General features: G+C 62.7%; 16 protein-coding genes, 1 tRNA gene and 1 pseudogene. 10 read left to right on the top strand and 8 right to left on the bottom strand.

The window, feature by feature from the left end:
• Positions 1 to 60 precede the first annotated feature (60 nt).
• Positions 61 to 1,779: an FAD-dependent oxidoreductase gene (locus tag QX108_RS23670; RefSeq protein ID WP_315783187.1), complete on the bottom strand. Its 1,719-nt coding sequence runs from the start codon at positions 1,777 to 1,779 to the stop codon at positions 61 to 63.
• Positions 1,780 to 1,793: 14 nt separating this feature from the next.
• The gene (locus QX108_RS23665; RefSeq protein ID WP_172183966.1) at positions 1,794 to 1,979 is read right to left on the bottom strand and encodes a hypothetical protein; all 186 of its coding nucleotides are present in this window, start codon (positions 1,977 to 1,979) and stop codon (positions 1,794 to 1,796) included.
• A gap of 351 nt (positions 1,980 to 2,330) precedes the next feature.
• On the opposite strand from QX108_RS23665, the gene QX108_RS23660 reads away from it, so the two are divergent.
• From QX108_RS23660 to QX108_RS23650, 3 genes are all read left to right on the top strand, one after another.
• A tRNA-Thr gene (locus tag QX108_RS23660) sits at positions 2,331 to 2,405 on the top strand.
• A gap of 80 nt (positions 2,406 to 2,485) precedes the next feature.
• Entirely contained in the window at positions 2,486 to 4,126 is a 1,641-nt protein-coding gene (locus QX108_RS23655; RefSeq protein WP_315783185.1) for a DUF6538 domain-containing protein, read from the top strand.
• Between the two features lie 1,400 nt (positions 4,127 to 5,526).
• Complete coding sequence (locus tag QX108_RS23650; protein WP_315783183.1) at positions 5,527 to 6,210, top strand: recombinase family protein; 684 nt, start codon at positions 5,527 to 5,529, stop codon at positions 6,208 to 6,210.
• 157 nt (positions 6,211 to 6,367) lie between these two features.
• On the opposite strand, the gene QX108_RS23645 is transcribed toward QX108_RS23650, so the two are convergent.
• Entirely contained in the window at positions 6,368 to 7,273 is a 906-nt protein-coding gene (locus tag QX108_RS23645; protein ID WP_315799611.1) for a site-specific DNA-methyltransferase, read from the bottom strand.
• A gap of 139 nt (positions 7,274 to 7,412) precedes the next feature.
• Between QX108_RS23645 and QX108_RS23640 the strand changes: the two genes are divergently transcribed.
• From QX108_RS23640 to QX108_RS33525, 3 genes are all read left to right on the top strand, one after another.
• Entirely contained in the window at positions 7,413 to 8,723 is a 1,311-nt protein-coding gene (locus QX108_RS23640; protein WP_315783182.1) for a hypothetical protein, read from the top strand.
• A gap of 140 nt (positions 8,724 to 8,863) precedes the next feature.
• On the top strand, positions 8,864 to 10,636 hold the full coding sequence (locus tag QX108_RS23635) for a DEAD/DEAH box helicase (RefSeq protein WP_315783180.1): 1,773 nt from the start codon (positions 8,864 to 8,866) through the stop codon (positions 10,634 to 10,636).
• Positions 10,636 to 11,493 (top strand): DUF3883 domain-containing protein, encoded by an 858-nt coding sequence (locus QX108_RS33525; protein ID WP_409998548.1) that lies wholly within the window; start codon positions 10,636 to 10,638, stop codon positions 11,491 to 11,493. Before QX108_RS23635 ends, QX108_RS33525 begins: the two co-directional genes overlap by 1 nt.
• Here the strand turns inward: QX108_RS33525 and QX108_RS23630 are convergent.
• Entirely contained in the window at positions 11,441 to 12,565 is a 1,125-nt protein-coding gene (locus tag QX108_RS23630) for a DUF262 domain-containing protein (RefSeq protein ID WP_315783178.1), read from the bottom strand. The two genes, QX108_RS33525 and QX108_RS23630, sit on opposite strands and share 53 nt — an antisense overlap.
• A gap of 541 nt (positions 12,566 to 13,106) precedes the next feature.
• A complete protein-coding gene (gene poxB / locus QX108_RS23625; protein WP_315783176.1) occupies positions 13,107 to 14,837 on the bottom strand; it encodes a ubiquinone-dependent pyruvate dehydrogenase in 1,731 nt (576 codons plus the stop codon).
• A 989-nt stretch (positions 14,838 to 15,826) separates the two neighbouring features.
• On the opposite strand from poxB, the gene QX108_RS23620 reads away from it, so the two are divergent.
• Together QX108_RS23620 and QX108_RS33520 are read left to right on the top strand one after the other, a co-directional pair.
• Positions 15,827 to 16,969 carry a hypothetical protein gene (locus QX108_RS23620; RefSeq protein ID WP_315783174.1) on the top strand — a complete coding sequence of 381 codons (1,143 nt, stop codon included), beginning with the start codon at positions 15,827 to 15,829 and terminating at the stop codon, positions 16,967 to 16,969.
• A 17-nt stretch (positions 16,970 to 16,986) separates the two neighbouring features.
• Positions 16,987 to 17,415 (top strand): annotated as a pseudogene (locus QX108_RS33520) (AAA family ATPase); the annotation flags it as partial.
• Here the strand turns inward: QX108_RS33520 and QX108_RS23610 are convergent.
• Positions 17,398 to 17,625, bottom strand: a complete 228-nt coding sequence (locus QX108_RS23610) for a hypothetical protein (RefSeq protein WP_315783170.1) — start codon at positions 17,623 to 17,625, stop codon at positions 17,398 to 17,400. The pseudogene QX108_RS33520 and the gene QX108_RS23610 overlap by 18 nt on opposite strands.
• Before the next feature lie 36 nt (positions 17,626 to 17,661).
• On the opposite strand from QX108_RS23610, the gene QX108_RS23605 reads away from it, so the two are divergent.
• Complete coding sequence (locus QX108_RS23605; RefSeq protein ID WP_315783168.1) at positions 17,662 to 20,577, top strand: tetratricopeptide repeat protein; 2,916 nt, start codon at positions 17,662 to 17,664, stop codon at positions 20,575 to 20,577.
• A gap of 621 nt (positions 20,578 to 21,198) precedes the next feature.
• Here the strand turns inward: QX108_RS23605 and QX108_RS23600 are convergent.
• The gene (locus QX108_RS23600; RefSeq protein WP_315783166.1) at positions 21,199 to 23,274 is read right to left on the bottom strand and encodes a HAMP domain-containing methyl-accepting chemotaxis protein; all 2,076 of its coding nucleotides are present in this window, start codon (positions 23,272 to 23,274) and stop codon (positions 21,199 to 21,201) included.
• 154 nt (positions 23,275 to 23,428) lie between these two features.
• Positions 23,429 to 24,157 (bottom strand): SDR family oxidoreductase, encoded by a 729-nt coding sequence (locus tag QX108_RS23595; protein WP_315722381.1) that lies wholly within the window; start codon positions 24,155 to 24,157, stop codon positions 23,429 to 23,431.
• 145 nt (positions 24,158 to 24,302) lie between these two features.
• Between QX108_RS23595 and QX108_RS23590 the strand changes: the two genes are divergently transcribed.
• Positions 24,303 to 25,919: an ABC transporter substrate-binding protein gene (locus QX108_RS23590; protein ID WP_315783165.1), complete on the top strand. Its 1,617-nt coding sequence runs from the start codon at positions 24,303 to 24,305 to the stop codon at positions 25,917 to 25,919.
• Positions 25,920 to 26,018 lie beyond the last annotated feature (99 nt).

Raw genomic sequence — 26,018 nt, 5'->3', positions numbered from 1 at the left:
ATTACGGCGATTTGATGGGTTCGCAACGGCAGGTCGCGGTGCCCCCCGGGACGCTGCGACTCAGACCGGCGGCACCAGCGGATCGGCGAGAAAGCCGTGCAGCGCCGCCACCACCTGGGCGCCCTCGCCGATGGCGCCGCCAACGCGCTTGACCGAGCCGGAGCGGACGTCGCCGACGGCATAGACGCCGGGCACCGAGGTCTCCAGCGGCGACACCATCCGCCCGGCGTTCTGCTCGGACTGCGCACCGGTCACGACGAAGCCGGCGCGGTCGAGCGTCACGCCGCAATCGCCGAGCCAGCCGGTGGCCGGATCGGCGCCGACGAACAGAAACAGGTTGCGGATATCGGCCGACGTCTCCTCGCCGGACAGCCGGCTCTTCAAGGTGATGCGCTCCAACCCGGCATCGGCGCCGCCATCGAGCGCCACCACCTCGGTATTGAACAGCAGCTCGATGTTCGGCGTCGCCTCGATGCGCTCGATCAGATAGCGCGACATCGACGCGGCGAGCCCACCGCCGCGGATGATCATGCGCACCTTCTTGACGTGGCCCGACAAGAACACCGCGGCCTGTCCGGCCGAATTGCCGCCACCGACCAGCGCGACCTCCTGTCCGGCGCACAGCCGCGCCTCGATCGGCGAAGCCCAGTACCAGACGCCGCGGCCTTCGAACTCCTTGAGCCGTTCGAGATCCGGCCTCCGGTAGCGTGCGCCGCTGGCCACCACGACCGCGCGCGCCCGCACCTCGTCGCCGCCGTCCAGCGCCAGCACGAAGGCGCCGGCCTTGCGCTCGCAATCGAGCGCCGTCACCGACACCGGGATCATGATCTCGGCGCCAAACTTCTGTGCCTGGTTGAAGGCGCGCGCGGTCAGCGCCAGACCGGTGATGCCGGTCGGGAAACCAAAGTAGTTCTCGATGCGCGCGCTGGCGCCGGCCTGACCGCCGAACGCCCGCGAATCCAGCACGGCGACCGACAGTCCCTCCGATGCGCCATACACCGCCGTGGCCAGCCCCGCCGGTCCGCAGCCGACGACCGCGACATCGTAGACCTTCTCACCGCGCGGCCCGCCGATCATGCCGACGGCGCGCGCCAGCTCCGTCTCGCTCGGATTGCGCAGCACGCTGCCGTCGGACACGACCACCAGCGGCAGCTCGGCCGGCGTCGGCGAATAGCGTGCGATCAGGTCGGCGGCGTCGTGATCGACGGCGGGATCGAGCAGATGGTGCGGAAAGCCGTTGCGGGTGAGAAAGCTCTGCAGCCGCGCGATCGCGGCCGATTGCGGCGGGCCGATCATGACCGGACCGCCGGCGCCGCCCTGGATCAGATTGACCCGGCGCAGAATCAGCGCCCGCATGATGCGCTCGCCGAGCTCGGCCTCGGCGATCAGCAGCGCCCGCAGCTTCTCGGGACGAATCAGGATGACCTCGACATCGCCCTCGGCATGACCGTCGACCAGCGCGACGCGGCCGGAGAGCTGGGCGATCTCGGCGAGAAACTGGCCCGGCCCCTGATCGATCACCGGAGTGACGTGGCCGAGACCATCGCGCTGGGTGATGGCAACGTGACCTTTCAAGATGACGAACATGCCGGGACCAGGCTTCCCGGTCTCGAACAGCAGCTCGCCGTCTTTATAGGTCCGGATCTCGCCGAAGCCGCGCAGCCGGGTGATCTCCTGTGGCGTCAGCTCCGGAAAGGTCTGGTCGAATCGCGGCAGCGTCTTCGCGAGCTCCGCTCGCTGTGCCGCCGCATCCGCCGCTGTCCCGTCATTCACCGCCATCACGCTCCCCACATTCAATCCGTTCGACGCGCTACGTCGTCAGAGCCGCCGCGAGCGGCCTCGTCCCCCTCGCCCTGCTCGGCCGGCGCCGCCTGGCTGCGCTCACGGCTCTGCACCTTGCGCCGCTTGAGGTTCTCGCGCAGCGCCTGCTTCAGCCGCTCCTCGCGCGCTCCCTTCCCCTTGCTGGTCCGATCCGTCATCCCCTTCCCCGGTCACCCCTTACCAGGGGCACAATTGGTGCTGCGGGCGCGAAAGCCAAGAGGGGATAGCGACGCAGACGGTAGGTTCCGGCCGACCTGGCGTCGACTGCCCGGGTGGGGAGTTGCGGACACGGCCCCCCTCGCTGGCCCCGCCTTTGACGAGGAGGAGAGAGAATTGTTGGCCAGATGGACGATTCCTTACGGATTCGGAGATCTTCGCCCGATTTTGACGGATCGCCCCCGCGTCTTTCCCCGAAAACCGGGCGAGCCGCGCTTGCGCCGGCGGGGAGCTTGTGGCAAGAACCGCCCGCGTTCGGGCGCGGCCTTCGGGCCGGCCCCGCGAGTCCCTTTGCTGCCGTAGCTCAGTGGTAGAGCACTCCCTTGGTAAGGGAGAGGTCGACAGTTCAATCCTGTCCGGCAGCACCATTGTTGTCCCTGTGACATCAACAACTTACTGAGCATGTTGAGATTTTCGCGCTGCGCCTGATACACACAGGTGTTGCACGATGGTTTTGAGAATGGCCTGCCCGACTAAGCGTCCCGGTTCCGATAATTGGTACTTCCGAAAGCGAATCCCGCCCGACGTTCAAGCGATCCTTGCCAAGCTGCCCAAGGAGCAGCGCCCGCCGAACTGGTACAAGGATCAGATCAGCATCTCCCTCAAAACGGCAGACCGCGCGGCAGCGAAAGCAAAATGTCCCGAGGTCGCGGCGGAGGTCGAGCGAACGATGGCGGCGCTCCGAGCTGGCCCCAAGCCGCTGTCGGTCAAGCAGATCAGCGCCCTCTCGGGAGAGCTGTACAGAGCATTTGCTGACGGCCTGGAGGACGACCCTGTCGTCGGCGCTGACCTTTGGCTGCGAGCCGCGCAGAAGATCGAGCGGGCCCAAAAGGGCGAAGAGGGCCTCGTTGCCGCAGTCGGCATTCACAGGTCACCGGAGGACCGTCGCCGCGCCTCTCTGGAGCAGCTTCTTGGCAAGTTGACCGATACATTCCTCGCACGACGCGGCATTCACACCGACAGCGAAAGCCGGTGGAAGCTCATTCAACGGGCCTCCGTTGATCTCCCCGCAGCCGCGAAGAAGCTATCGCAAAATGCCGACGGCGACTTCAGCCCCGATGAATATGCAAAGCGCTTCCCGCGATACGAAGATCAGCCGAAAGCGGCCAGCGGACGATCCCTCACCGCGCTGGTGGAGGCGTGGCACAAAGCGGCACCTGATCGGGGCGTTAAGGACCGCGACGCGAAACGCATCAAGCAACGGTTTGAAAAGCTGATCGAGTTCCTCGAACATGATGATGCCAGTCGCGTGACTAAACTGGACATCATTCGCTGGCGCGACCATCGCCTTGCGAACAAGATCAGCATCAAGACAATCAACGACAGCGACATCACGTCTTTCAGCAACGTCTTTAGCTGGGGCGCTGAGCGCGGCTGGCTCTCAGCCAATCCCACCGAGCGGACGTCCATCAAGACCAAGCGGAACACCGCGGAGGTTCGGGAGAAGTATTTCCTGCCCGACGAAGCCGCAAAGATTCTCCAAACCGCCGCCGCCATCGTCGGCTCGGAGCGAGAGAGCCCGAAGACCACCGCTGCCAAGCGTTGGGTGCCATGGCTTTGCGCCTATTCGGGGGCCCGGGTTGCGGAGATGATCCAACTGAGAAAGCAGGACGTTCGCAAGGACCCCGCGGTCGGCTGGGTGATCAGGCTGACGCCAGAGGCTGGCAGCATCAAGAACAACAAGTTCTGTGACGTGCCCGTGCATCAGCACTTGATCGACACCGGGTTCATCGCCTTCGTGGCCAATGCCAAGTCGGGCCACCTGTTCTGCGACCCCAGCAAGGACGGCACGATCGATGGCCCAGCGGGAGGCGTTTACAAGCGCATCCTGAGCATGGTGCGCGACGTGGTCAAGGACCCGCACGTCCAACCCAACCACGCTTGGCGCTATACCTTCAAATCCTATGGGTTAGAGGCGGGCATCGAAAGCCTTACGCTGGATGCTATCTCGAACCACTCCCCGAGGACCCAAGGCGAGGCATACACCAAGGTCACCCTCAAAACGCGATCTGCCGCCATTAGAAAGTTTCCGCGCTACGCCCTCGCCAGGAGCGACGGAGCCCTAACCATCGAACCTGGGAAGGAATGATCAACCCGGAGGTGAAGGCGCGAGCTGAGGCGATGCGCGATTCCCGAGATACGGGACAGATCAAGGTCATCAAGACGATCGCGCTCAATTTCCGTTCGTCGTGCCTTGAGACGTTTCGAGGCCTGTTGACGCGGAAGGTTCATAGGCAGGCGCAAAGGGGGCTGGCGTCCCCAATGTCATACAGGCGCGGACTAGAAGCCCCCTGAGGACGCTCGTCGGCGACCCTGGCCTTTTGCGCGGGGCCACACCGACCGGCTGTACGAGCCTCCTAGGCGGCCTGACGCGTCTCGGCAAACGCCTCCTCACCCACGCCCAGGCGGCACACATCTGACGCGTGCATAGACGAGTGGCGCAACTCTAATAAATAGGTTGCACTACTGCATAAGCATCCGGGGTTATACCCTATAGTATACTGAAGTGGGACCTTAGCGCGGGGAGATGGTGGTACTGAGGTTGACCTCAATCATCATCAACACTTAGAGCCCCCCTCTATAGGGAGGCCGCCTAGGGGGTAGTCTAGAGGGCACTGAGGCCGACCTCGATAATCATCCCCAATAGAAGCCAACCCAAGCAGATGGCGATGCAGGTCCCTTTAGAGGGGTTCGCATCGGCGCTATCATTGGCGCAGTTGCCTAGTCGTCGGTGGGCCCATGCACTCCGAAGCCTCCTACCTCGTCTGCAGCCGAGCGCGGCCCTCCGAACCCGATTCGCCTCCTCACCATCCCGGCCCCTTCGATGTGCGAGGTGCGTGACGGTGTTCCACGAGGTCCGGTATTTTGAAGAAAATCTCTGAACCGGTGCATCGACTGCAAAGTGAATCCAATGTCCCCCGCGCCCGGTGGCCCGCTATTGCCTGTGACCCCATGCAGGGGGCAACTTGTCGAATCCGCTACGGCCATCTGAGGCCCATGCGAACCGCCCCTCGGCTGCTGCCGTGCCCAAGATGCTGACGCCCTGATCAAGCGGCGCACGGGCGTGGCGCAGCCGGGGTCGGTAGGCGTTCGGAAGAATGCGGCTTCATCCGTGCGACGGCTCATCTGTCGCTTTGCCCGTTTCACCCAGCTTCGCTCGGAGAGACCTTCGTGAGTACGCCGGCCATCGCCGCCGATCGGCTTGACGAGAGATGCCCTGTTGCGGAGCCGTTCGACGTTTTCACCAAGGTCATGGCAATAAAATTGGCCGACGTTGGCAGCACCCGGTCTCACGTATGCCCTAACGAGCGTGAGAAGGCTCAGCCTCGTCGCCACTCGACTGCACGAGGGCACCTTGCCCTCGAACTCGGCCGAATACGCCGCTGCCGACCTGAGAGAAATCGATGCGGCCAACCCGTTGCGCAAAGCCGCAGCTTCCTTTACATCTGTGTCAACGTCGGTTGACTGAGTTGTTATGGAGACGGCTGGATGGCCGAAGGAGTGTTCGTCTCGTACTGCAGGGTCTCCACTGCGAGACAAGGCAAGTCGGGTCTGGGGTTGGAGGCGCAGCGAGAGGCCGTCAGCCGCTATTTAAACGGCGGGCAGTGGTCGCTCGTGGCCGAGTTCACTGAGGTGGAGAGCGGGAAAAGGAACGACCGCCCGGAGCTTGCAAAGGCGTTACAGGCGTGCCGCGTCTATGGGGCCAAGCTCGTGATCGCCAAGCTGGACCGCCTGTCGCGGGACGCGCATTTCCTTCTTGGTCTGGAGAAGGCCGGTGTGGACTTCGTTGCGGCCGACATGCCGCATGCAAACCGGCTGACCGTAGGCATTATGGCGATGGTAGCGGATGAAGAGCGGAGGATGATCTCTCAAAGGACAAAGGCAGCGCTCGCCGCGGCCAAGAAGCGAGGCGTGCAGTTGGGGGGCGACCGAGGCGCTAGGCTATCTCGCGTAGCTCGACAGGCTGGCCGGAATGCACAGGTAGCTCGCGCGACTGAAAGGGCCGCCGACCTCGCTCCTATCATCCGCGACTTAGAGGCTAACGGGATAACATCGCTCAACGGCATTGCGAAGGCACTCACGCAACGCATGGTTCCGACGTCGCGGGGTTCGAATACGTGGTCGGCGGTACAGGTAGCGAGGATGATTGCGCGACTTCGGGGGAGTTCCTGACTGTTAATTGCCGGTCAAGTACTGGGGACCGATCTCCAGCGCATTGAGAGACAGGTATTTCCACGGCCGCGCCCTTCCAGCCAACTCGGATGGCGACCTCGCGACCGGGCGTCCCAATCAGTGTATTTGGTCTCCAGGCGACCGCTGCGCGGCCACCTCAAGCAACGTCTATTGCGGAGAAGTGCGGCGGCCGCAGAGTGACTGCTTGGCCTACTGGCGGCTTCTGCACCGGGACGTCTGGCCGATGGGTTTCCTTGCCCGACATCGCGGCGGCGACCCGCTTGTTGGCGATTGCGACGTATCGCGCTTCGATGTCACATCCGACGAACCGGCGCCCCTCAATTACGCTAGCGACAGCAGCAGAGCCGACTCCCATGAACGGGTCAACTACCAGACCATCAGCAGGAGACATTGATCGGATGCATCGCTGCACCAAAGCGACCGGGAACTGGCACGGGTGTTCCGTCTTCTCAACGTGCCCCGCCTTTACGTTCGGGATATCCCATACATCCGAAGGATTCTTCCCGGCGGGATTTCCGCTCCAATCGCCCTTGCGTGGACCCTTATAGTGCTTTTTGCCGGGATACTTTTGCGGCACGCGCACGGCATCCAATTCAAAGTAGTAATCGGCACCCTTGGTGAACCAAAGGAGGGTCTCGTGTCGTCCACTGAACCTCTTCGTTGCATGTGCGCCGTGTCCAAACGTCCAAACTATCCGGTTGCGCAGCAGCAAATTAGGATCCCGCCGAAAAATCTGATACACAATGGCATCGAGCGGAATTATAGCGCCGTTTGCAACGTGGTTGCCGACCTGCCAACAAATGCTGCCTCCGTCCTTGAGCGCACGGGTCAGCAGCGGCAGCAACCGCTCATGATCTCGCTCAAACCCATCGACGCGGCTCGATCGGTCGTATTCTTTTCCAATGTAATAGGGCGGAGAACATACGAAAAGATCAACAGAGCTAGCATCTAGCCCGGCCAAAACATCGAACGCATCTCCGTGCAGTAGCCTTATTCGATTTCCCCTAACACCTTGAGCAGTACCATTTTTCATATTGTTCACATTCAACCACTGTCGCAGCCGAACTGCGCTCCGCCGTGGATCCTACGCTAGCGTAATTGGCGGATCCAGTAAATTTTTATATCCTGAAGCGAGCAAACCGGGCAACATGCCATCTGCGGTGAGAACTCAGGAATCCTCAATGGCCTACCAAGTCAGACTAATGTCTAGTCCCGAGCGAGAGGCCATCATCAGAGCGGCTGTCAGAGCCAGCCCTCATCGGCGCGAATTCTACGACTTTCGAAACCAAAAGACCGAATTACCGTGGGTGCGTATCCCGGAGGACACCCTCGTCTACCGGATGGAAAATTTTCGCACCTACATCGACCAGCGTGAGTACATCGTCAGAGAGCAGCGTCCGGCCGATTTCTTTTTGAGCGGCCAAGAAACGGAAAGCGTGCAGCAGCTTCAACATGAAATTCTGAAGAAGCTTGCCGAGAAGGGGGTCTCAGACTCCGTTGTCCCGGTAATCGATGTCCTTAGGGCCGACAAGCAGCGAGAACCCCTGTTGATAACTTTCAGGGGCGTCGTGGTGAACGGCAACCGCCGCCTCGCAGGAATGCGGGAGTTAATTGACGAGGACCAAAACGACCCTCTCCCGGAGTTCAAACACATCGACTGCTTGGTACTGCCCGAAGATGCCACGCCCAACGAGATCGTTGATATCGAGGCTGCGTTACAAGCCAAGCCAGAAACCAAGCTCGATTATGATTGGATCGGGGATTGCCTCCTTATTGAGCGGCTGCTCTCGGTACACGGAAACATTGACCAAGTTGCTCGACGCCTTAATCGGAAGCCCGCCGAGATCAAGAATTCTCTCGCTGCATTGACCGAAGCAAATCTGTACCTCCGCGACTGGGCGAACGCCGACGGGCAATACAGTCGTGTCGTGGATGCGGCGCAGCTGTTTGGAGACATCCCCGCTCAGCTTGAAGGCAAAAGCCCTGACTTGACCGACATGAGCCGCGTCATTGCATGGAACCTACTGGAAAACAGAGGTCGGCTCAATCAGCGCCTCTACGCCTTCAACGCCGCCTTTGGGAAGCGTGCTGCTGATGTCTCTGACCGAGTTGCCGAGAGCCTGAATATCTCCCTCACGCCTGCCCGTTCGCAAGACGATCCCGATTCTTTCGACATCGACGTGGGCGAGGATGAAGATGCGGTGTCGTACCAACCTCTCATTTCTGCGTTCAAAGATCCACGAACCCGCGAAGAAGCCGTCGAGGCTCTCATCGACGTCAGCAAAGCGATCGCCGAATCAGAGCGAGGGCTGAAGGGTGGCACTGCAGCGCTACGCACTATCACTCAGATAAATAATCGGTTGCGCGATGTCGAGATTGGCGCCGCTGACCCAAGTACTCACGCGGCTATAGACAAACAGCTCGAAGAGCTTATTCGCCGCGCTAACGGGTTACGCGGCATCATTCAAAAGCTTAGGGGAGAAGCAACCTGACCAGCTCGCCCCCGACGATCATCGAGATAGACTTTGACGAGGTACGTCTGACCGGAAGACTCACGCGCCTAGATACTAAGGCGAGCGCAGCGTGGGAGCGACTAAAAGCCAAGGCCATCGCCGATGGTGTCGAGATATTGTTGTCCGACCGCTCCATTGAGGCTCCATGGCCTTTCGTCCTCAACGTTGTACGTGAATACGGAAGCAAAGCGCAGCAAGTCACACTGAACTTCCGCTTTAAGCCCACGGCATCGTCCGCTGAACGACTCGCTCAATTCATGGATGAATTGAAGTCGACGAGGCTTGCTCGATCAGCGTCTGCAGCCACCAACCCTCCCCCGGTGGACATCGAAGGATCCCTTCGACAACTGGGATTTACGCGGCGATCCCTAAAGCCATTCCAAGTGAGGGATCTCCGTCAGCTCCTATTGCTGAAGCACGGCGCAAACTTTTCTGTTCCGGGAGCGGGAAAGACAACCGTTACATTTGCCCTCCACCTACTTGTCGCGACCGATGAGACGACCTTTCTCGTCATTGGGCCAAAGTCGTCTTTCGCAGCATGGAGAGCCGTCATTGGCGAGTGCCTCGAAGGTAATTTGGATGAAAGTGAGCAGTTCGTCGTACTCGACGGAGACCGACAAAGGAACGGCCAGCTCCTCGCGTCAGGCGCCCGACGGTTCTTGATCACATACGACCTCGCCGTTCGTCAGGCAGATGTCATCGCAAGCTTCCTTGCGAGGCGCCCCGTACATCTTGTGCTCGACGAAGCCCACCGGATGAAGGCTGGTTTAGGTTCGCAACGCGGCGCCTTTCTCCTCAACGTTGCGACCCTACCCGTGCGGCGTGATATCTTGACCGGAACGCCGATGCCGCAAGGCGCCGCTGACTTGGCTGCGCAGCTCGCCTTTTTGTGGCCAGGCCAAGGCCTCGACCTTCAGATCACTCGGGGCGCTGCACCTCGCGAAGTTAGTAAGAGCCTTTACGTACGAACCACCAAGAGCGAGCTTGGCATACCTCCCGCCCGTCGACACTATATCCAGGTGGGCATGGCCTCCGGCCATCTTGCACTGTACTCCGTGGTCAGAAACGAGGCCCTCAGGCAACTCACTTTGGTTGCCAGCGCGAAAGAGGGAAGCCAAATCGATTTTCTCAGCGCCCGGAAATCAGTGATGCGGCTACTGCAACTCTCGACCAATCCGCTATTGGCACTGCAGGGCATAGCCAAAGACACCGTCGGATTTAATTCGGGAATCGCGTCCCAAGTTCTTGCAGAGGGGCCATCCGAGAAAATGAAGGCTGTGGAGGCTCACGTACGGGCATTAGCCGACAGCAACAAAAAAGTGCTGGTCTGGACGATATTTACCGACACACTTCTCGAGCTTGAACGAATGCTCGCCGACTTAAATCCCGTCACCCTATTCGGCGGCGTTCCTTCAGGACCCGATTCAGACTTAACAACGAGAGAAGGTCGTATTCGACGTTTCCATCATGATCCCGAGTGTCGGGTCGTGATCGCCAATCCGGCCGCTGCCGGCGAAGGCATCAGCCTTCATACGGTTTGCCATGACGCGATATATTTAGATCGGAGTTACGTATCGACGCACTACCTTCAATCCATCGATCGAATCCATCGCCTGGGATTGCCGCAAGGCACCGAAACGAACATCTACATTTATCAGACGAAGGCTCCGGTGGGCTTGGGAAGCATCGATTTTTCGGTCGGCCGAAGACTGGCCGCAAAAATTCGGAGCATGCAACAGTTGCTCGATGATCCCGATCTGCACGAGATCGCGCTTGATGAAGAAGAAGCAGATGATCCGATCGACTTCTCAATGGACCTCCAAGACCTCATAGATCTTGTCGAGGAGCTAGAGGGGACAGCTCGCAACTTCACCGAGAATGAAGAGCCCTGATGATCGTCGACGCGTCCCGAGTATGCTCGATGAGCGCATTCGAGGCGCTGAGGACAATTCGTCGGTATAGACTATCATTCCCAGCGCTAAATTGTGATCAATTGCTGTCACTAATTTCCCGCGTTGAAATCGGAGCACTTGACTATGAGGCAGCTTCCTCCCTCGATTTGACAACGAGAGAAGTAGACGCAGCAAACGCACCCCAGTTCTTTCGGGCATGTCTGGAAGGGGTTATTGCTCTCAATGAAGTGTGGCTACGGACGGCGAGCTTGGGACGCCAGAAATTTGTACAGAAGTTGGACCGAGATCAAGCGAGCTGCTTTCGATGCGCGGGTCTTCTGGATGAACCGCCGAGCCCTGAGACGGTGGCTTGGTGGGACGCACTACAGTCTCACGGGCGTCAATTGACGGACGAGCGACTTCTACTCCAAGGGCGGGAGGCCGAGCAGCGTTCGCTCCGGTATGAGCAAACGCGACTCGCAGAAATGGCAATCGCCCTTCAACCCGTTTGGATGGCCGTCGAGGACAACACTGCGGGTTACGATATCTTATCTTATGATCGCGGCGTATCCGCGCCCGTCTCGCGCCTGATAGAAGTTAAATCTTCCAAGAGCGGGGATGGCTTTCACCTAACCAAGAACGAATGGAAAACGGCGCTCAAGTTTAAGGACAGCTACGTATTCCATATTTGGGATCTAAGGCATGACGTCCTTTATGAGTTAAAGGCCACTGCCATCGCACCGTTTATCCCTCTCGACACAGATCAGGGCGAATGGACCGACGCGCGGATTGCTCTCTCTGCAATTAAGAGAGACATTCCGCCAATACGGTCTCAGCCATTCCAAACCGGGCTGTGACCGCTTGCGTACTATTCGTTGAGTAAGTGATTGATTTCACAAATCTGTCGTCATCCAGGAGCACCTTGAACGCGACCTTGAATCTCGCCCCTATAGCTTGATCGCTGCTCAATCGATCCGCGTATTTCGCAAAGAGGACGGAGCAGACATCGAATAGCGCCACATTGAGCACGTTTCTGCGATCTTCTGGTTTCGACGAGCTGATGGACTTCCGAAACGCGTGATCGCCGAACAAGGCCCGGTTTTGGCGCATCGATTCTAAAAATTTGCTTCGGAGGTCCGACAGGTCCGCTGTATTGAGCCCATTCATGGTTTCCAAGCTGTGGGCTAGAAAAGTCTCCATATCGCCTTTGTAGGTACTCCAACCCAGCAGATGAAACGAGCAAAACCGATTTATCGCTTCGCGATCACGCATTGCCTTTCTGTCGAGCGAATCACCGGTTGCCAATTTAAAGATTGCACTATCTGCAGCTTGCTTAAGCCATACCGTGGCAGGGCCGGAATACAGAGCATTGCGCATCTGCTGCCGTGTGAGCGGAACGCCACTGTTGACACGTTCGAAAATATCGAGCCGAGCCCGCTCCGGCGCCTTCGCATCGAGTATGTAGGTGATCAACTGTGTGTCTAGGACGCGCTCTTGAATCTCAACCGGAAGGTTCGAGAACCGCTTTCCCTCCAATGGATGTTCGGTCTGTGTATCCGGATTTGCAAGGCCCTTTAAGCGGAAGCTTCCTTTAACAAATCTATGGAAGGTGGTCAGGCGTTGAAGTCCATCGACCACGACGATCCGACCGTCTTTCGCCTCGGCTAGATAGAACACCGGAAGCGGAATTCGTATAATGCAGCTTTCGATAAGCTTTGACTGCTTATCCTCCGGCCAGACGAACTCACGCTGAAAGTCGGGATCGAGCACGTAGCGACGAGCGTCGATGCGCCTTATCACGTCGGAAACAGAACGAATTTCGTTCCGGACAAAAACCGAGTCTAGGGAATACTCGCCCCACGACATGCCTCGGCGGTCGTCATCAAATCCCTCGACCGCCGTCGGCATTAGACTGATTGCTGGTTCCATATCCGCCCGCTCCGCCGCTGCCGACTTTAGCCACAATGGAAGCGGACTTGAAAGGCAAGAGACCTCACTTCCCCCAAAAGTCAGGTGTGAGACACCTAGGCGGCGTTCCACAGGTTCTGCGAACTCCACAATCAGCTTTACCTCCGATCACAGCGCTGATACACACAAAAGAACGGCGAGGCTAAATTCCTCAACAATATCAGTCTGAAAGGTGCTTTACGTCACAGTTCAATCCTGTCCGGCAGCACCATCTCGTTTCCCACATTTTAGCCAAGCCATGGCATCTCGGCCTCATGGTTCGAGACGCGCCGCGTTATGCAATCGTCGTGACCGCTCGGTTCGGGCACGGCGCTCCTCACCATGAGGGTCTGGCAAAGGCCGTGCTGCGCATCGACCATGAACACGCCGGCGGCGTGTTCATGGAGAGCGGCGCGGCCACGAGGTTGAAGCATCACCGCGGACTCGCACTCATCCTGAGGAGACCGCCGCAGGCGGTCGTCTCGAAGGATGGGCCGCAGCAACCGCATTCACCCAGCATTGCTCACCGCGGCAACAGATTCTCCTTTGCCAGATCGATCACCTCGTCGCCGCGGCCGCTCATCACCGCGCGGATCAGCCAGACGCTGAAGCCCTTGACCTGTTCGAGGCCGATGGTCGGCGGCATCGACAGCTCCTGCTTCGCCGTGACGACGTCGAGCACGGCAGGGCCGTCATGCGCGAGCCAGTCGGCGACGGCGCCGGGCAGCTCGCCGGGATCCTCGACTCGGCGGCCATGGATGCCCATCGCCTGCGCCATCGCCGCGAAATCCGGGTTCTCCAGATCGGTGCCGTGCTCGACGAAGCCCGAGGCCTTCATCTCCAGCGCGACGAAGCCGAGCGTGCCGTTGTTGTAGATCACGACCTTCACCGGCAGCTTCATCTGCTTGAGCGTGATGAGGTCGCCCATCAGCATGGCGAAGCCGCCGTCGCCCGACAACGAGACCACCTGCCGTCCGGCCTGTGCGGCCTGGATGCCGATGGCTTGCGACATCGCGTTGGCCATCGAGCCGTGCACCAGCGAGCCGACCAGGCGGCGGCGGCCGTTCATGGCGACGTAGCGCGCGGCCCAGATCGTCGGCGTGCCGACGTCGAAGGTGAACACGGCATCCTCCGAGGCTCTCTCGCTGATCAGCCGCGTCAGATATTGCGGATGGATCGGCCGGCGGCCGGGCGTGCCCACCGCGAGATCGTCGAGGCCTTTGCGCGCCGAAGCGTAGCGCTTGAGGTTCTCGTCGAGATGGCGGCGGTCGGACTTCGCCGTGAGCTTCGGCAGCAGCGCGCGAAGCGTCTCGCCGATATCGCCGACCACGCCGACATCGAGCCGCGCGCGGCGGCCGAGCTGGCTCGGCCTGATGTCGACCTGGGCGATCTTGATGTCGGAGGGGATGAACTGCTTGTAGGGAAAATCCGTGCCGAGCATCAGCAGCGTGTCGCAGCTGTGCATGGCGTGATAGCCGGAGGAGAAACCGATGAAGCCGGTGAGACCGACGTCATAGGGATTGTCGTACTCGACATGCTCCTTGCCGCCGAGCGCATGCACGATCGGACTCTTCAACGCCTCCGCAAGCTGCATCAGCTCGGCATGCGCGCCGGCGCAGCCGCGGCCGCAGAACAACGTCACGCGCTCTCCGCCGTTGAGCAGCGCGGCCAATGCATCGAGCTCCGGCTCGGCGGGACGCACCACGGGCTTGGGCGGCACCAGGCCGATCGCCAGCGGTAGCGCGCGTTTCGGCGCGGCCTTCAGCGCGACGTCGCCGGGAATGACGATGACGGCGACGCCGCGCTCGCCCAGCGCGGCACGGATCGCGTTCTCCAGCACGAACGGCATCTGCGTGGGATCGGAGACCAGCTCGCAATACACGCTGCACTCGCGGAACAGGTTCTGCGGATGCGTCTCCTGAAAGTAGCCGCCGCCGATCTCGCCCGACGGGATGTGCGCGGCGATCGCCAGCACCGGCGTGCGGCTGCGCTGCGCGTCGTAGAGGCCGTTGATGAGATGCAGGTTGCCGGGGCCGCAGGAGCCGGCGCACACCGCGAGCTGACCGGTGATCTGCGATTCACCCGAGGCCGCGAAGGCTGCCACCTCCTCGTGGCGGACATGCACCCAGTCGATCGTCTTGCGGACGCGCAGCGACTCGGTCAGCCCGTTGAGGCTGTCGCCGACGACGCCGTAGATGCGCTTGACGCCGGCGATTTCGAGCATCTCGACGATCTGATCTGCAATGGTGGCCATGAGCGACTGAATCCTTTGGTCATGAGAGATGCCGAAACCTACGGCCGAGGCTTTGCGGTCTCGTTACCTGCACGAGGCGGCGCGGCCGAATCAAAAGCGCGCGCTTGCGAAGGTTCCCGCGGGATGCGCCTGAGCGAGATCATGACCTCAGGGCGATGCGGGCCGGCTCCTTGCCGCATGGCGCCGCGGCCTCGCGGCGCAGGTTGCGTCCGAGCCTTGCGGGAGGTCCGCCCTCTCGTCACGGAGGGCGCAGGGAAGGCCGGGAGCCTGCCGCCCCCATGGCCCGCCTGCAGAAAGAAAATGCAGGCGGCAGGTACCACAGGTTCGGCTGGGACATCCCGGCCCTCCCTGCGCGATGGGCTTACGATTTATACGCGCTCTCCCTGGGGACCGGCTGTCTTGCCCCCATCACCCGCGATGCACTGACGCACATCAGCGAGCTTGACCTCAGCGTCGGGAGGCCAGGACCACGCGACTTCATCGTCCGCATCGAAGTTGTTCGTCCGCTCGCGAATGCGCGCTGCAACTCCGACCCGGCCACCGCATCCCCCACCCAACGCTCGTGACGACTCGCGAACGCCCCTCTTCGATGAGCACGGGACGGCCGAAAATGTGCAGGTGATTTGCCCGACGACACAAGGGGAATGAGTGCGACAGAGTGGCACGACGGGCAATTTGGGCAGAGCTAGGCTGCGCGGACCGGGCTTGGTTTGGTTCAGCGTCACCGCAATCCCGAGCCGTTCAGCATGAGTGCGGCTCGACCAGAGGGCGATCGTCGCACCGACAGCCGCGTTGAGCTGATTGCGCCCGCCGCCGGTGATCGGGACACCGTCTCGCAGCTGCACCCCAGCAGCCCGCTACCGCCTTCCGCACGCCAGCTGGGCAGGTGCAGACCGGCGGCCGCCCACTTTCATGAGCATAAGACGGCTTGCATTTCTCTTGCGTCTGATTTATTATTATACGAATTTATTCTTTTAGGAATAAATTCAATGCACAACCGCATGCGAGAGCGCGCCATCCTTAGGGCCAAGCTGGAGGCGGGCGTCAACATCAATATGCGGGCACCGCGCCGCATCGGCAAAACCTGGACTATCGATCAGCTCGCCGGGGATCTGCGGCAGGCGGACTGGCAGGTCGTTCAGATGGACGTCGAGGGCATGCGGTCGTCGGCCGAATTCGCCCAGGCGCTGTGTCAGCGGATAGAGGCCGAAAGTTCGATCCGCGACCGCTTCCGGGCCCATTGCCAGCAGCGGCTCTCGAACGTGCTGGGCGGCAAATGGGGCGACAGACCGATCGACGCGCTGGGCAAACTCGACCCGATCGAATTCGCCGGGACCCTGATTGCATCGCTCGCCGAGTCCGGCCGGAAGACCGCGATCATCATCGATGAAATCGCCTATTTCTTTCTCGCTTTCGCACAGGCCCATCCGGACGACGCCCACGCCTTCGCCTACAAGATGCGTGGCCTTCAGCAGGCGCACAGGACAGTCCGCTGGCTGCTGACGGGATCGATCGGTCTCGATATCATCGCCCGCCGCTACCGGCTGGAGGGCGCATTCGTCGATTTCGACCCTTTCGAGCTGCAACCATTCACCGGCGCGGAAGCGCGTTCATTCCTGCGCGATCCCAAGATCCAGCTGCAGCTCACCCGCGCATTCGATGCCAGCGATGCCGATTACGACTGGATGTTTCAGGATCTGGGCTGGCTCGCTCCCTACTATCTGAAACTGATCGCCAACGAAGTGCATCCGTCAGTAGCCGAAGGGGATGGACAGCCGGCGCGGGCCACGCAGGATGATTTCGCGGCAGCTTTCGAGCGTCTGCTGCAGCCCGACCGTCGATTCGCCTTTGCGGTCTGGCCCGAACACATCCAGAAGAATTTTGCCGTCGAGGACGGCGCGCTTGCCACAGGCATTCTCGACGCGCTGTCCGCCGCGGCGGACGGAGAGATCATGGATACGCTGCTGGCGCGCGCCACGCGCATCCAGGGCAGCGCGACACCCCGCCAGATCAGGGACATCCTGGACATGCTGATGAATGACGGACTGATCGCCAGGCGCGGTGACCGCTACGGCTTCCGCTCCGGCCTGGTCCGCCGTTACTGGCAGGACTATCAGTGCCAAGAATCTTAGCCAAGAGTCTTAGTCCGATGAGCCTGTCCCAAGGACTCTCGCTCTACAATCAGGAGAGATTGAACGACGATGATTTCGTCGCTCAATTCGTCGCCCGCGGCGAAACGCTCGCTGCGCTGGTGCGCCGGCTGGAGGCGGTCCGGCACGACGGCACTGGCGGCCAGCAGATTCTGATCGGCCCGCGCGGCATGGGCAAGACCTCGCTGCTGCGGCGGCTGGCCATCGAGATCAATCGCCTGCCGGCGCTTCGCGCGAGCTATGTCCCGCTGCGGTTTCGCGAGGAGCAGTACAATGTCCTGAAGCTCGGCGACTTCTGGCGCAATTGCGGCGAGGCGCTCGCTGAATGGGCGGAGGTGCATGGAAGGCAGGATCTCGCCGATCGGCTCGATGCCAGTGTCGGCGGCGCGGCGTGGGCCGGCGACGAGGCGTCAGCGGCACAGTTCGCCGCGGAAATGACCCGCCTGAACCGCCGCGCCGTGCTGCTCGTCGACAATCTCGATCTGATCCTCGACGCCTTGCCGGGCGGCGACAAATGGACGCTGCGGCGGCATCTGCAGGCGAAAGGCGGACCGCTCGTGGTCGGCGCCGCGACCCATGAGCTCAGGGACAGCGCAGTCCGTGACGCCGCATTCTACGAATTCTTCCAGCCGCACCATCTGGACCCGCTCGACGCCGCGGAAACCGAAAGCTGCATGCGCGACCTCGCCAACCGCCGCGGCGCGTATGGCGAGCCCGTGCGCGCGGTGCTGGCGCGCCAGCCGGCGCGGCTGAAGACATTGCATGTCCTGACCGGCGGAAATCCGCGCGTGCTGGCGCTGATCTACCGCCTGCTTGAAAGCGCAGAGACCGATCAGGCCATGGCCGATCTCGAGGTCCTGCTCGATCAGGTCACCCCCTATTACAAAGCGCGGATCGAGGAATACCAGACGCCGCAGCAGCGCGCGGTGATCGACGCCATCGCGCTGCATTGGGATCCGGTCACGACCGGCGACCTGGCGCAGATCACGGGCATCGCATCGACCACGCTGTCGCCGCTCCTGATCAAGCTGAGGAAGGACGGCTTGATCGAGCAGGTCGACACCTCCGGCTCCTATGCCGGCCACCAATTGGTCGAGCGCTTCCTCAACATCTGGTATCTCATGCGTCACGGCACCCGGCGCACCAAGCAGAAGATGCGTTGGCTGGTCGCCTTTCTGGCGAATTTCTATTCGCGCTCGGACCTGGCCGGAATAGCCGATCGCATGCGCACCAAGGGCGCAGTCGCCTGGCATCCCGACTACGCCTTCGCCGTCGAGGAGGCGCTGTTCTACGCCCCCGCCAAGGACGGCGCGGACACATCGTCCTACCGCATCCATGCCGCGGAAAACTCCTGGAGCGCCGGACTCGCTGTCGACACCCCGGACAGCCTGGGCCAGCCCGGCAGGGCCGCCGACGCCGTCAAATCCGCACTCGACCAGCTCAACAAGGGCCTGACGTTAGGGGCAGCCGGCGATCATGCCGCGGCAATCGCGGCCTTTGACGAGGTCATCGCGCGCTTCGACGACGCGCCCGACGCCGCAATCAAAGAGGTGGTCGCACTATCGCTGGTCTTAAAAGGCATCTCATTCTGGGACGCGGGCGACCGCGCCGCGGCGATCGTGCCCTTTGACGAGGTCGTCGCCCGTTTCGGCGATGCGCCCGACGCCGCAATCAGAGCGGTGGTCGCAATGGGGCTGTTCAACAAGGGCGCCACGTTCGGAGAGATCGGCGATCGCGCCGCGGCCATTGCGGCCTATGACGAGGTCGTCGCCCGTTTCGGCGACGCGCCCGACGCCGGCCTGAGAGGGCAGGTCGCCAAAGCGCTCGTCAACAAGGGCATCACGCTCGAAGACATCGGCGACAGGGCCACGGCGATCGCGGCCTATGAGGAGGCCATCGCCCGCTTCGGCGACGCCCCCGATGTCGCACTCAGAGAGCAGGTCGCAAAGGCGCTGTTCAATAAGAGCTTGCAATTCGAAGCGGCCGGCGACCGCGCCGCGGCCATCGCGACTTATGACGATCTCATTGTCCGTTTCGGCAACGCCTCCGATGCCGCTCTCAGAGAGGAAGCCGCAAGAGCACTGATTAACAAGGGTGCTGTATTCGGCGAACTCGGCGACCACGTCTCGGCGATCGCTGCCTTTGACGAGGTCATCTCACGTTTCGGTGACACGCCCGACGGTGCGCTCAGGGAGCAGATCGCTGTAACGCTGCTCAACAGGGGACTCGCATTCAGGAAGATCGGTGACCATGGCGCGGCGATCGCCGCCTATGATGATCTCATCGCTCGTTTCGGCGACGCGCCCGACGCCGTCCTCCGAGAGCAGGTCGCAAGCGCGCTGGTCAGCAAGGGCTCCGTATTCGAACAGGACGACGCCGCCGCGGCGATCGCGGCCTATGACGAGGTCATCGCCCGCTTCGGCGACGCCCCCGATGTCGCACTTAAGGAGCAGGTCGCAAAGGCGCTGTTCAATAAGAGCTTGCAATTCGAAGCGGCCGGCGACCGCGCCGCGGCCATCGCGACTTATGATGATCTCATTGCCCGTTTCGGCAACGCCTCCGATGCCGCTCTCAGAAAGGAAACCGCAAGAGCACTGATTAACAAGGGTGTTGTATTCGGCGAACTCGGCGACCACGTCTCGGCGATCGCCGCCTTTGACGAGGTCGCCTCACGTTTCGGTGACACGCCCGACGGTGCGCTCAGGGAGCAGATCGCTGTAACGCTGCTCAACAAGGGAGTCACCTTCAGGAAGATCGGTGACCATGTCGCGGCGATCGCCGCCTACGACGATCTCATCGCTCGTTTCGGCGACGCGCCCGACGCCGCCCTCCGCGAGCTGGTCGCAGACGCGCTGTTCTGGAAGGGCGTCCTGGTCGAACGGAGCGGCGACGCCGCCGCGGCGATCGCGGCCTATGAAGAGACGATCACCCGCTTCGGCGAGGACGAGGCCACCGGACTCCAGGAGCTCGTTGCGGACGCTGCAGTGAGATGCGGGAATCTGTTGCTCGACAGCCAGGGCGATGTCCTACGCGCGGAAACGCTGCTTCGTCAGGCCGCCGACACCGATCCTTTCGATGCAGGAATCAATCTGGCGTGGCTCTATGTTCTGAGTGACCGGGTGCGAGAGGCCATGGAGCTCCGCCCGCAATTGTCGGAGATGCCCGAACCCGGTCCCTCCCTGCTCGACGCCGGACTTGCGCTGGCGCAGCATAATTTCGGGGTTGCCACCGGACACCTCGTGGCTGGGCTTCAACACGAGCTTGTCGGCGACCGCTGGAGCTTTGACGGCGATCTCGAGCGCCTGCTGTGCCTCGGCGAACACCAGGGCTATGGCGAGCCATTGATCGCCTGGTTCGAGCAGACCGGCTTGGCCGACAGGCTGGCGCCGATCCATCTGGCTCTGAAAGCCTTTGTCCGCAGTGAAGCGGCGCTGCTTGACGCCAATCCTGAAACGCGCGGGCCGGCGCGCCTCATCTTCGACCGACTCGTGGTGCGGCGACGTGCATTGTTCGATCGCCCGGACGCCCCGGCGCCGCCAAAGCCGAGCCGCGATAAGCGCGGCCGCGGCCGCCCCCGCAAACGATCATGATGCGCTTGGCGCCCGCGAAATGCGGGCGCCGGACCATCCTTCTTGATGTTCCTGCCGTATTGGCTCGTGATCCGTCCGGCGAGCGGCCTCAACCGCCGGCGCATGCTCGGCGCCATCAGGCAGATGGCCGAACGACGGAGGATGGATCACGGCACGGGCCTGCGCCAAGCTGTACCAGGACTTCGCCGAATATCTCGAGCACAATGAGCTCGAGCTTGCGCTCGACGCGCTCATGGAGCTCGGCCCTCTCACCACGCCGCCCGGCGGCTTCTGGCGTGACCTGGAGCGCGCCGCCGAAATCATCAACCTGAACAATCGGATTCTGACCTTGTGAGAGGCGTTCCGTGCGGCGCCGATTTCGCGGGACGACGCGTCGTCGGCGGTCCATAGCTCGATCCCCCCTCGAAATCGCGACCCTGCCTGTCGCTTGCGGGCGACGTGGCCGCGCAGCGGAGACATTGCGGCACGAGCCCCGATGCTCACATGCGGATTGCCATCGGCAATGGCCCGCGAGCCCAATGGGCGGCGGGCTCAGCGCGGAAGCCGGGCCGGCCACCCCATCTACGCCTGTGCATGTGATCGATCGGCAGCCTCGACGGAGGCGCGGCAGCCTCTGATGGGTTACGCCGCCCGCACCGAGTTCAGGAACCTGCTGACCTCGTCGCGGAGGCGGCTGCTCTGGCCGGAGAGCGACTTGGCGGCGGACAGCACCTGCGAGGAGGCCGAGCCGGTCTCGTCGGCGCCATGCCGGACGCTGGCGATGTTCGCCGAGACCTGCTGGGTGCCGTGCGCGGCCTGCTGGACGTTGCGCGAGATCTCGCGGGTGGCCGAGCTCTGCTCCTCGACGGCGGAGGCGATGGCGGAGGCGATCTCCGACATCCGGGCGATGGTCTCGCCGATTTCCTTGATCGAGCCGACCGACTCCTGGGTCGCCGCCTGGATGCCGCCGATCTGCTGGCCGATCTCGCCGGTGGCCTTCGCGGTCTGCTCGGCCAGCGCCTTGACCTCGGAGGCGACCACCGCGAAGCCGCGGCCGGCTTCGCCGGCGCGGGCGGCCTCGATGGTGGCGTTGAGCGCGAGCAGGTTGGTCTGTCCGGCGATCGCGTTGATCAGCTCGACGACGTCGCCGATGCGCGCGGCGGCCTTGGCGAGCTCGGCGACGTTGTCGTTGGTCTTGCGCGCCTGCGCCAGCGCCTCGTTGGCGATGCGCGCGGAATCCTGCACCTGGCGGCTGATCTCGTTGACCGACGAGCTCATCTGCTCGGCGGCCGCGGCCACCGAATGCACGTTGGTCGAGGCTTCCTCGGACGCCGAGGTCACCACGGTGGCGAGCTCCAGCGAGCGGCCGGCGGTCGTCGTCAGCGAGGCGGCGGAACGCTCCAGATCGGCCGAGGCCGACGACACGATGCCGACGACGTCGCCGATCGCCATCTCGAACTCGCGCGTGAAACGCTCGACGCGCTGGCCGCGCTCGATCTTGGCCTGCGCCTCGGCCGCGGCCTCCTGCTCGGCACGCTTCTTCGCGAGCAGCGCTTCCTTGAAGGTCTGCAGCGATCCGGTCATCGCGGCGATCTCGTCGTCGCGATCGATCGTCGGGATCGCCACGTCGTCATGGCCGGCCGCCATTTCGCCGATCAGACCGGTCAGGTTCACGATCGGGTTGATCACGCGGCGGCGCAGCAGCATGGTGACGAACACGAGAATGCCGGCAAGGGCGACGACGACGACCATCGCCAGCGCCAGCATGCGATAGGCGGCGTCACGCGCCGCGACGGCGCTGTCGCGCGCCTCGGTGATGGCGGCATCGCGCACGACGAAGAACTTCTGCACGGCCGGGACGACCGCCTCGGCCAGGCTGTCGGCGGTGAGCGTGTAGTTGAGATCGCCGAGCCCGGCTGCGAGGTCCTTTTCGATGATCGGAACGGCGCGTCCGAAATAGGCCTCTCGGGCCTCCTTGAAGGCCGTCAGCAGGCGCTCCGGATTGCCGAGCTGGTCGATGCCGGCCTCCAGACGCTCGCGATCGACCTCGGTGCGGCCCTGGGCGCGGTCCATCGCCGCCTTCTCGGCCGGCGTCACGGCGCGGCGGGCGCTGAGCGCCGGCGACAGCGCGGCGGCGCGGCCGCCGGCGGTCACGCGCAGGTCCTGCGCGGTGCGGGCGACGTCGAGCAGCGTCGTCAGCGATGCGTCGGCATTGGCGATACGGTTCTGCAACTGGTTCAGGATCGGCTCGATCGCGAGCGCCACCTGGGTCACCCCCGGCAGAAGGCTCTTGATGACCGCCGGATCCCGCGCGCTCAGCGGCGCGGTCAGGGTGGGGTCGACCTTGGCGAGGATCTCGGACAGCTTGGACGACGCCTGCTCCAGGCTGCGCGTGATCGCCGCACTGTCGGAGACGTTCGCCAGCTGCGCGCGGGCCTTGGCAAAGGACGCCTCAGACGACTGCCTGATCTTGCGCACGCCCTCCAGCTGCGCTGGCGTTGCCGGATTGTCCTGGAAGATCGGCGTGATGTAGGGGGCGCGATGACCGACGACATCCTGCGCGTAAAGCAGCACCGCGCCGAACGCCTCGACGGTCCTGATCGCCTCGGCCTTGTCGCTGACCGCTCTGACCTGCTCGATCACGACCTGGGCGGCTGGCAGGACGGCAAGCGCCGTTACGGAAAGCATGGAAATTGCAAAGAGGCGGCCGATCTTCATCGTCGAGTCCCGGGTTTCGAGTCGAATGAAGCTAGAATCGTATGCTTAAGACGATGCTTAATTCGGCACCCGTAGTTCCACGGGGGTCGTCGTCATCCGCGGACGGCACGCGATGACCTCGGACTGCTCCCAGCTCATGGGAGGCTGACGTCCGCTACAGATCAAAATTCGTCGGCAGCATCACGACGTCGCGGATGGTCATGCCGCGCGGACGGGTCAGCATGAACATGATCACCTCGGCGACCTCTGAGGGCTCCAGCAGGCTGCCGGACTCCCGCGCCTGCTTCAGCTTCTCCGCGGGCCAGTCGGCAATCAGGGCCGTGACGACCGGGCCCGGCGAGATCGCGCCGACGCGGATGCCGTGCTTGAAGACCTGGCGGCGCGTGGTCTGCACGAAACAGTCGATCGCCCATTTCGACGAGGCATAGACCGGCTCCCAGGGGGTCGGATAGTGCGCGGCGAGCGAGCTGGTGACGATGACGTCGCCGGACCCGCGCGCGATCATGTGCGGAAGCACGTCGCGCACGTTCTTCATGACGACGTTGACGTTGAGGGTCAGCATGCGGTCGATCGCCTCGCCATTGGTCTCGACGAGGTCGCCGCCGAGATAGCTGCCGGCATTGGCGTGGAGGATGTCGAGCCGGCCGGCCGCGTCGAGAACACGCGGCAGCAGCGTGGCGCAATCCGCGGGGTCGAGCAGGTCGATGACCACGGGGATCATGGCGTCGCCGTGCCGCTCGCGAAGACGCGCCAGCGCCGCCGCATCGCGGTCGATCATCACCACGCGGGCGCCAGCCGCCAGCATCGCCTCGCTGCTGGCGAGCCCGATGCCGGAGGCCGCGCCGGTCACGGCCGCCACCTTGCCTTCGAGCGCTCCCGCCATCGTCGCCTCCTCACCGCTGTGATCTGCCGACCAGCGTAGCAAAAGATGGCGCGCGATGTCGGGGGCAATCGGCCGGCATGGCTGGGCCGTCGCTGGCACGCACCTTGCCTCGACCAGGACAATTCGTGCATCGCAGGGGGGCCCAATGAGCAGCTCGCATTTCGATTTCACACGCCGCAGCCTCGTGCTTGGCGGCCTCGGCGCCGCCGGGCTGACCTTGGCGCCGCGCAGCGCCTGGCCTCAGGGCCGTGCCGAGACGCTCCTGGTGGTGCAGGAGCTCGGGCCGAACTCGCTGGACATGCACGGGGTCGGCTCGAACCAGACCGTGAACGGGCTCGCCTGGAACTGCTACGACCGGCTGCTCAGCTATGCCGCGAAGACGCTGCCCGATGGCACCACGTCCTATGATCGCGCGACGCTGGCGCCGGAGCTGGCCGAGAGCTGGGAGGTGGCCGCCGACGGGATGTCCTGCACCTTCAAGCTGCGCAAGGACGCGACCTTCCATGACGGCGCGCCGGTGACCGCGAAGGACGTCAAATGGTCGTTCGACCGCGCGGTGTCGGTCGGCGGCTTCCCGACCTTTCAGATGTCGGCGGGCTCGCTGGAGAAGGCGGAGCAGTTCGTCGTGGTCGACGATCACACCTTCCGCATCGACTACATCCGCAAGGACAAGATGCTGCTGTTCAACGTCGCGGTGGTCGTGCCCTTCGTCATCAATTCGGAGCTTGCGAAGAAGAACGCGACGTCCGAGGACCCGTGGGCGCTGGCCTGGCTGAAGGCCAACGAGGCCGGCGGCGGCGCCTACAAGGTGGAGAGCTGGAAGCCGGGCACAGAGACCATCCTGAGCCGGTTCGACAATTGGAAAAGCGGGCCCTTGCCGAAGATCAAGCGCGTGATCGCACGCGATATACCCTCGGCCGGCACGCGACGGGCCATGCTCGAGCGCGGCGATGCGGATCTCTCCAGCGGCTTTGCGCCGCGCGATTTCGATCAGCTGATCAAGGAGGGCAAGGTCAAGGTGACGGGCGTGCCGATCCCCAACGCGCTGTGGTATGTCGCGCTCAACACCGCCAGGCCGCCGTTCGACAATGTCAAGCTGCGCCAGGCGATCGCCTGGGCGATGCCCTATGAGCAGATCCAGTCGAGCGCGTTCTTCGGCCGCGCCGTGCCGATGTATGGCGGCGCCGCCGAGGTCGCCAAGCCGGTATGGCCGCAGCCGTTTCCCTATGCGACGGACCTCGACAAGGCCAAGGCTTTGATGAAGGAGGCCGGCTTGGAGGGCCTGGAGACGACGTTGTCGCTCGACGCGGGCACGGCGACGGTCGGCGAGCCCACCGCGATCCTGATCCAGGAGAGCCTCGCCAAGATCGGCATCAAGGCGTCCATCGAGAAGATTCCCGGCGCCAACTGGCGCACCACGCTGAACAAGAAGGAGCTGCCGATGGCGCTCAATCGGTTCTCAGGCTGGCTCGATTATCCCGAATATTACTTCTACTGGAATTTCCACGGCCGCAATTCGATCTTCAACATCTCGTCCTACCAGAGCAAGGAGATGGACGCGCTGATCGACAAGGCACGCTTCACGACGGATGCCGGCGAGTATGAGAGCACGGTGAAGGCCTTCATCGCTCTGTGCATGCGCGAGGTGCCGGTCGTGCCGCTGAACCAGCCGATCCACGACGTCGCGATGCAGAAGGCGGTGAACGGCTACGAGTTCTGGTTTCACCGCGAGCCGGACTACCGGCAGTTCGTGAAGGGGTAGTTTCGCTCGTCATTCCGGGGCGTGCGCAGCACGAGCCCCGGAATCCATCTCACCACAGAACGCGCTGCAGAATGGATTTCGGGCTCGACGCGCTTGCGC

This window comes from Bradyrhizobium sp. SZCCHNR1002, assembly GCF_032381435.1.
Taxonomy (GTDB): Bacteria; Pseudomonadota; Alphaproteobacteria; order Rhizobiales; family Xanthobacteraceae; genus Bradyrhizobium; species Bradyrhizobium aeschynomenes.
The sequence above is the reverse complement of the archived record's forward strand: the minus strand, read 5'-3'. Positions and strand labels throughout refer to the sequence as shown.

Coding starts and splice junctions, on each gene's coding strand:
- QX108_RS23670 (WP_315783187.1), bottom strand. CDS start 1,779: ATGGCGGTGAATGACGGGACAGCGGCGGATGCGGCGGCACAGCGAGCG.
- QX108_RS23665 (WP_172183966.1), bottom strand. CDS start 1,979: ATGACGGATCGGACCAGCAAGGGGAAGGGAGCGCGCGAGGAGCGGCTG.
- QX108_RS23655 (WP_315783185.1), top strand. CDS start 2,486: ATGGTTTTGAGAATGGCCTGCCCGACTAAGCGTCCCGGTTCCGATAAT.
- QX108_RS23650 (WP_315783183.1), top strand. CDS start 5,527: ATGGCCGAAGGAGTGTTCGTCTCGTACTGCAGGGTCTCCACTGCGAGA.
- QX108_RS23640 (WP_315783182.1), top strand. CDS start 7,413: ATGGCCTACCAAGTCAGACTAATGTCTAGTCCCGAGCGAGAGGCCATC.
- QX108_RS33525 (WP_409998548.1), top strand. CDS start 10,636: ATGATCGTCGACGCGTCCCGAGTATGCTCGATGAGCGCATTCGAGGCG.
- QX108_RS23630 (WP_315783178.1), bottom strand. CDS start 12,565: ATGGAACCAGCAATCAGTCTAATGCCGACGGCGGTCGAGGGATTTGAT.
- poxB (WP_315783176.1), bottom strand. CDS start 14,837: ATGGCCACCATTGCAGATCAGATCGTCGAGATGCTCGAAATCGCCGGC.
- QX108_RS23620 (WP_315783174.1), top strand. CDS start 15,827: ATGCACAACCGCATGCGAGAGCGCGCCATCCTTAGGGCCAAGCTGGAG.
- QX108_RS23610 (WP_315783170.1), bottom strand. CDS start 17,625: ATGGTGCGGCTGGAAGAATTCGTAGAATGCGGCGTCACGGACTGCGCT.
- QX108_RS23605 (WP_315783168.1), top strand. CDS start 17,662: ATGCGCGACCTCGCCAACCGCCGCGGCGCGTATGGCGAGCCCGTGCGC.
- QX108_RS23600 (WP_315783166.1), bottom strand. CDS start 23,274: ATGAAGATCGGCCGCCTCTTTGCAATTTCCATGCTTTCCGTAACGGCG.
- QX108_RS23595 (WP_315722381.1), bottom strand. CDS start 24,157: ATGGCGGGAGCGCTCGAAGGCAAGGTGGCGGCCGTGACCGGCGCGGCC.
- QX108_RS23590 (WP_315783165.1), top strand. CDS start 24,303: ATGAGCAGCTCGCATTTCGATTTCACACGCCGCAGCCTCGTGCTTGGC.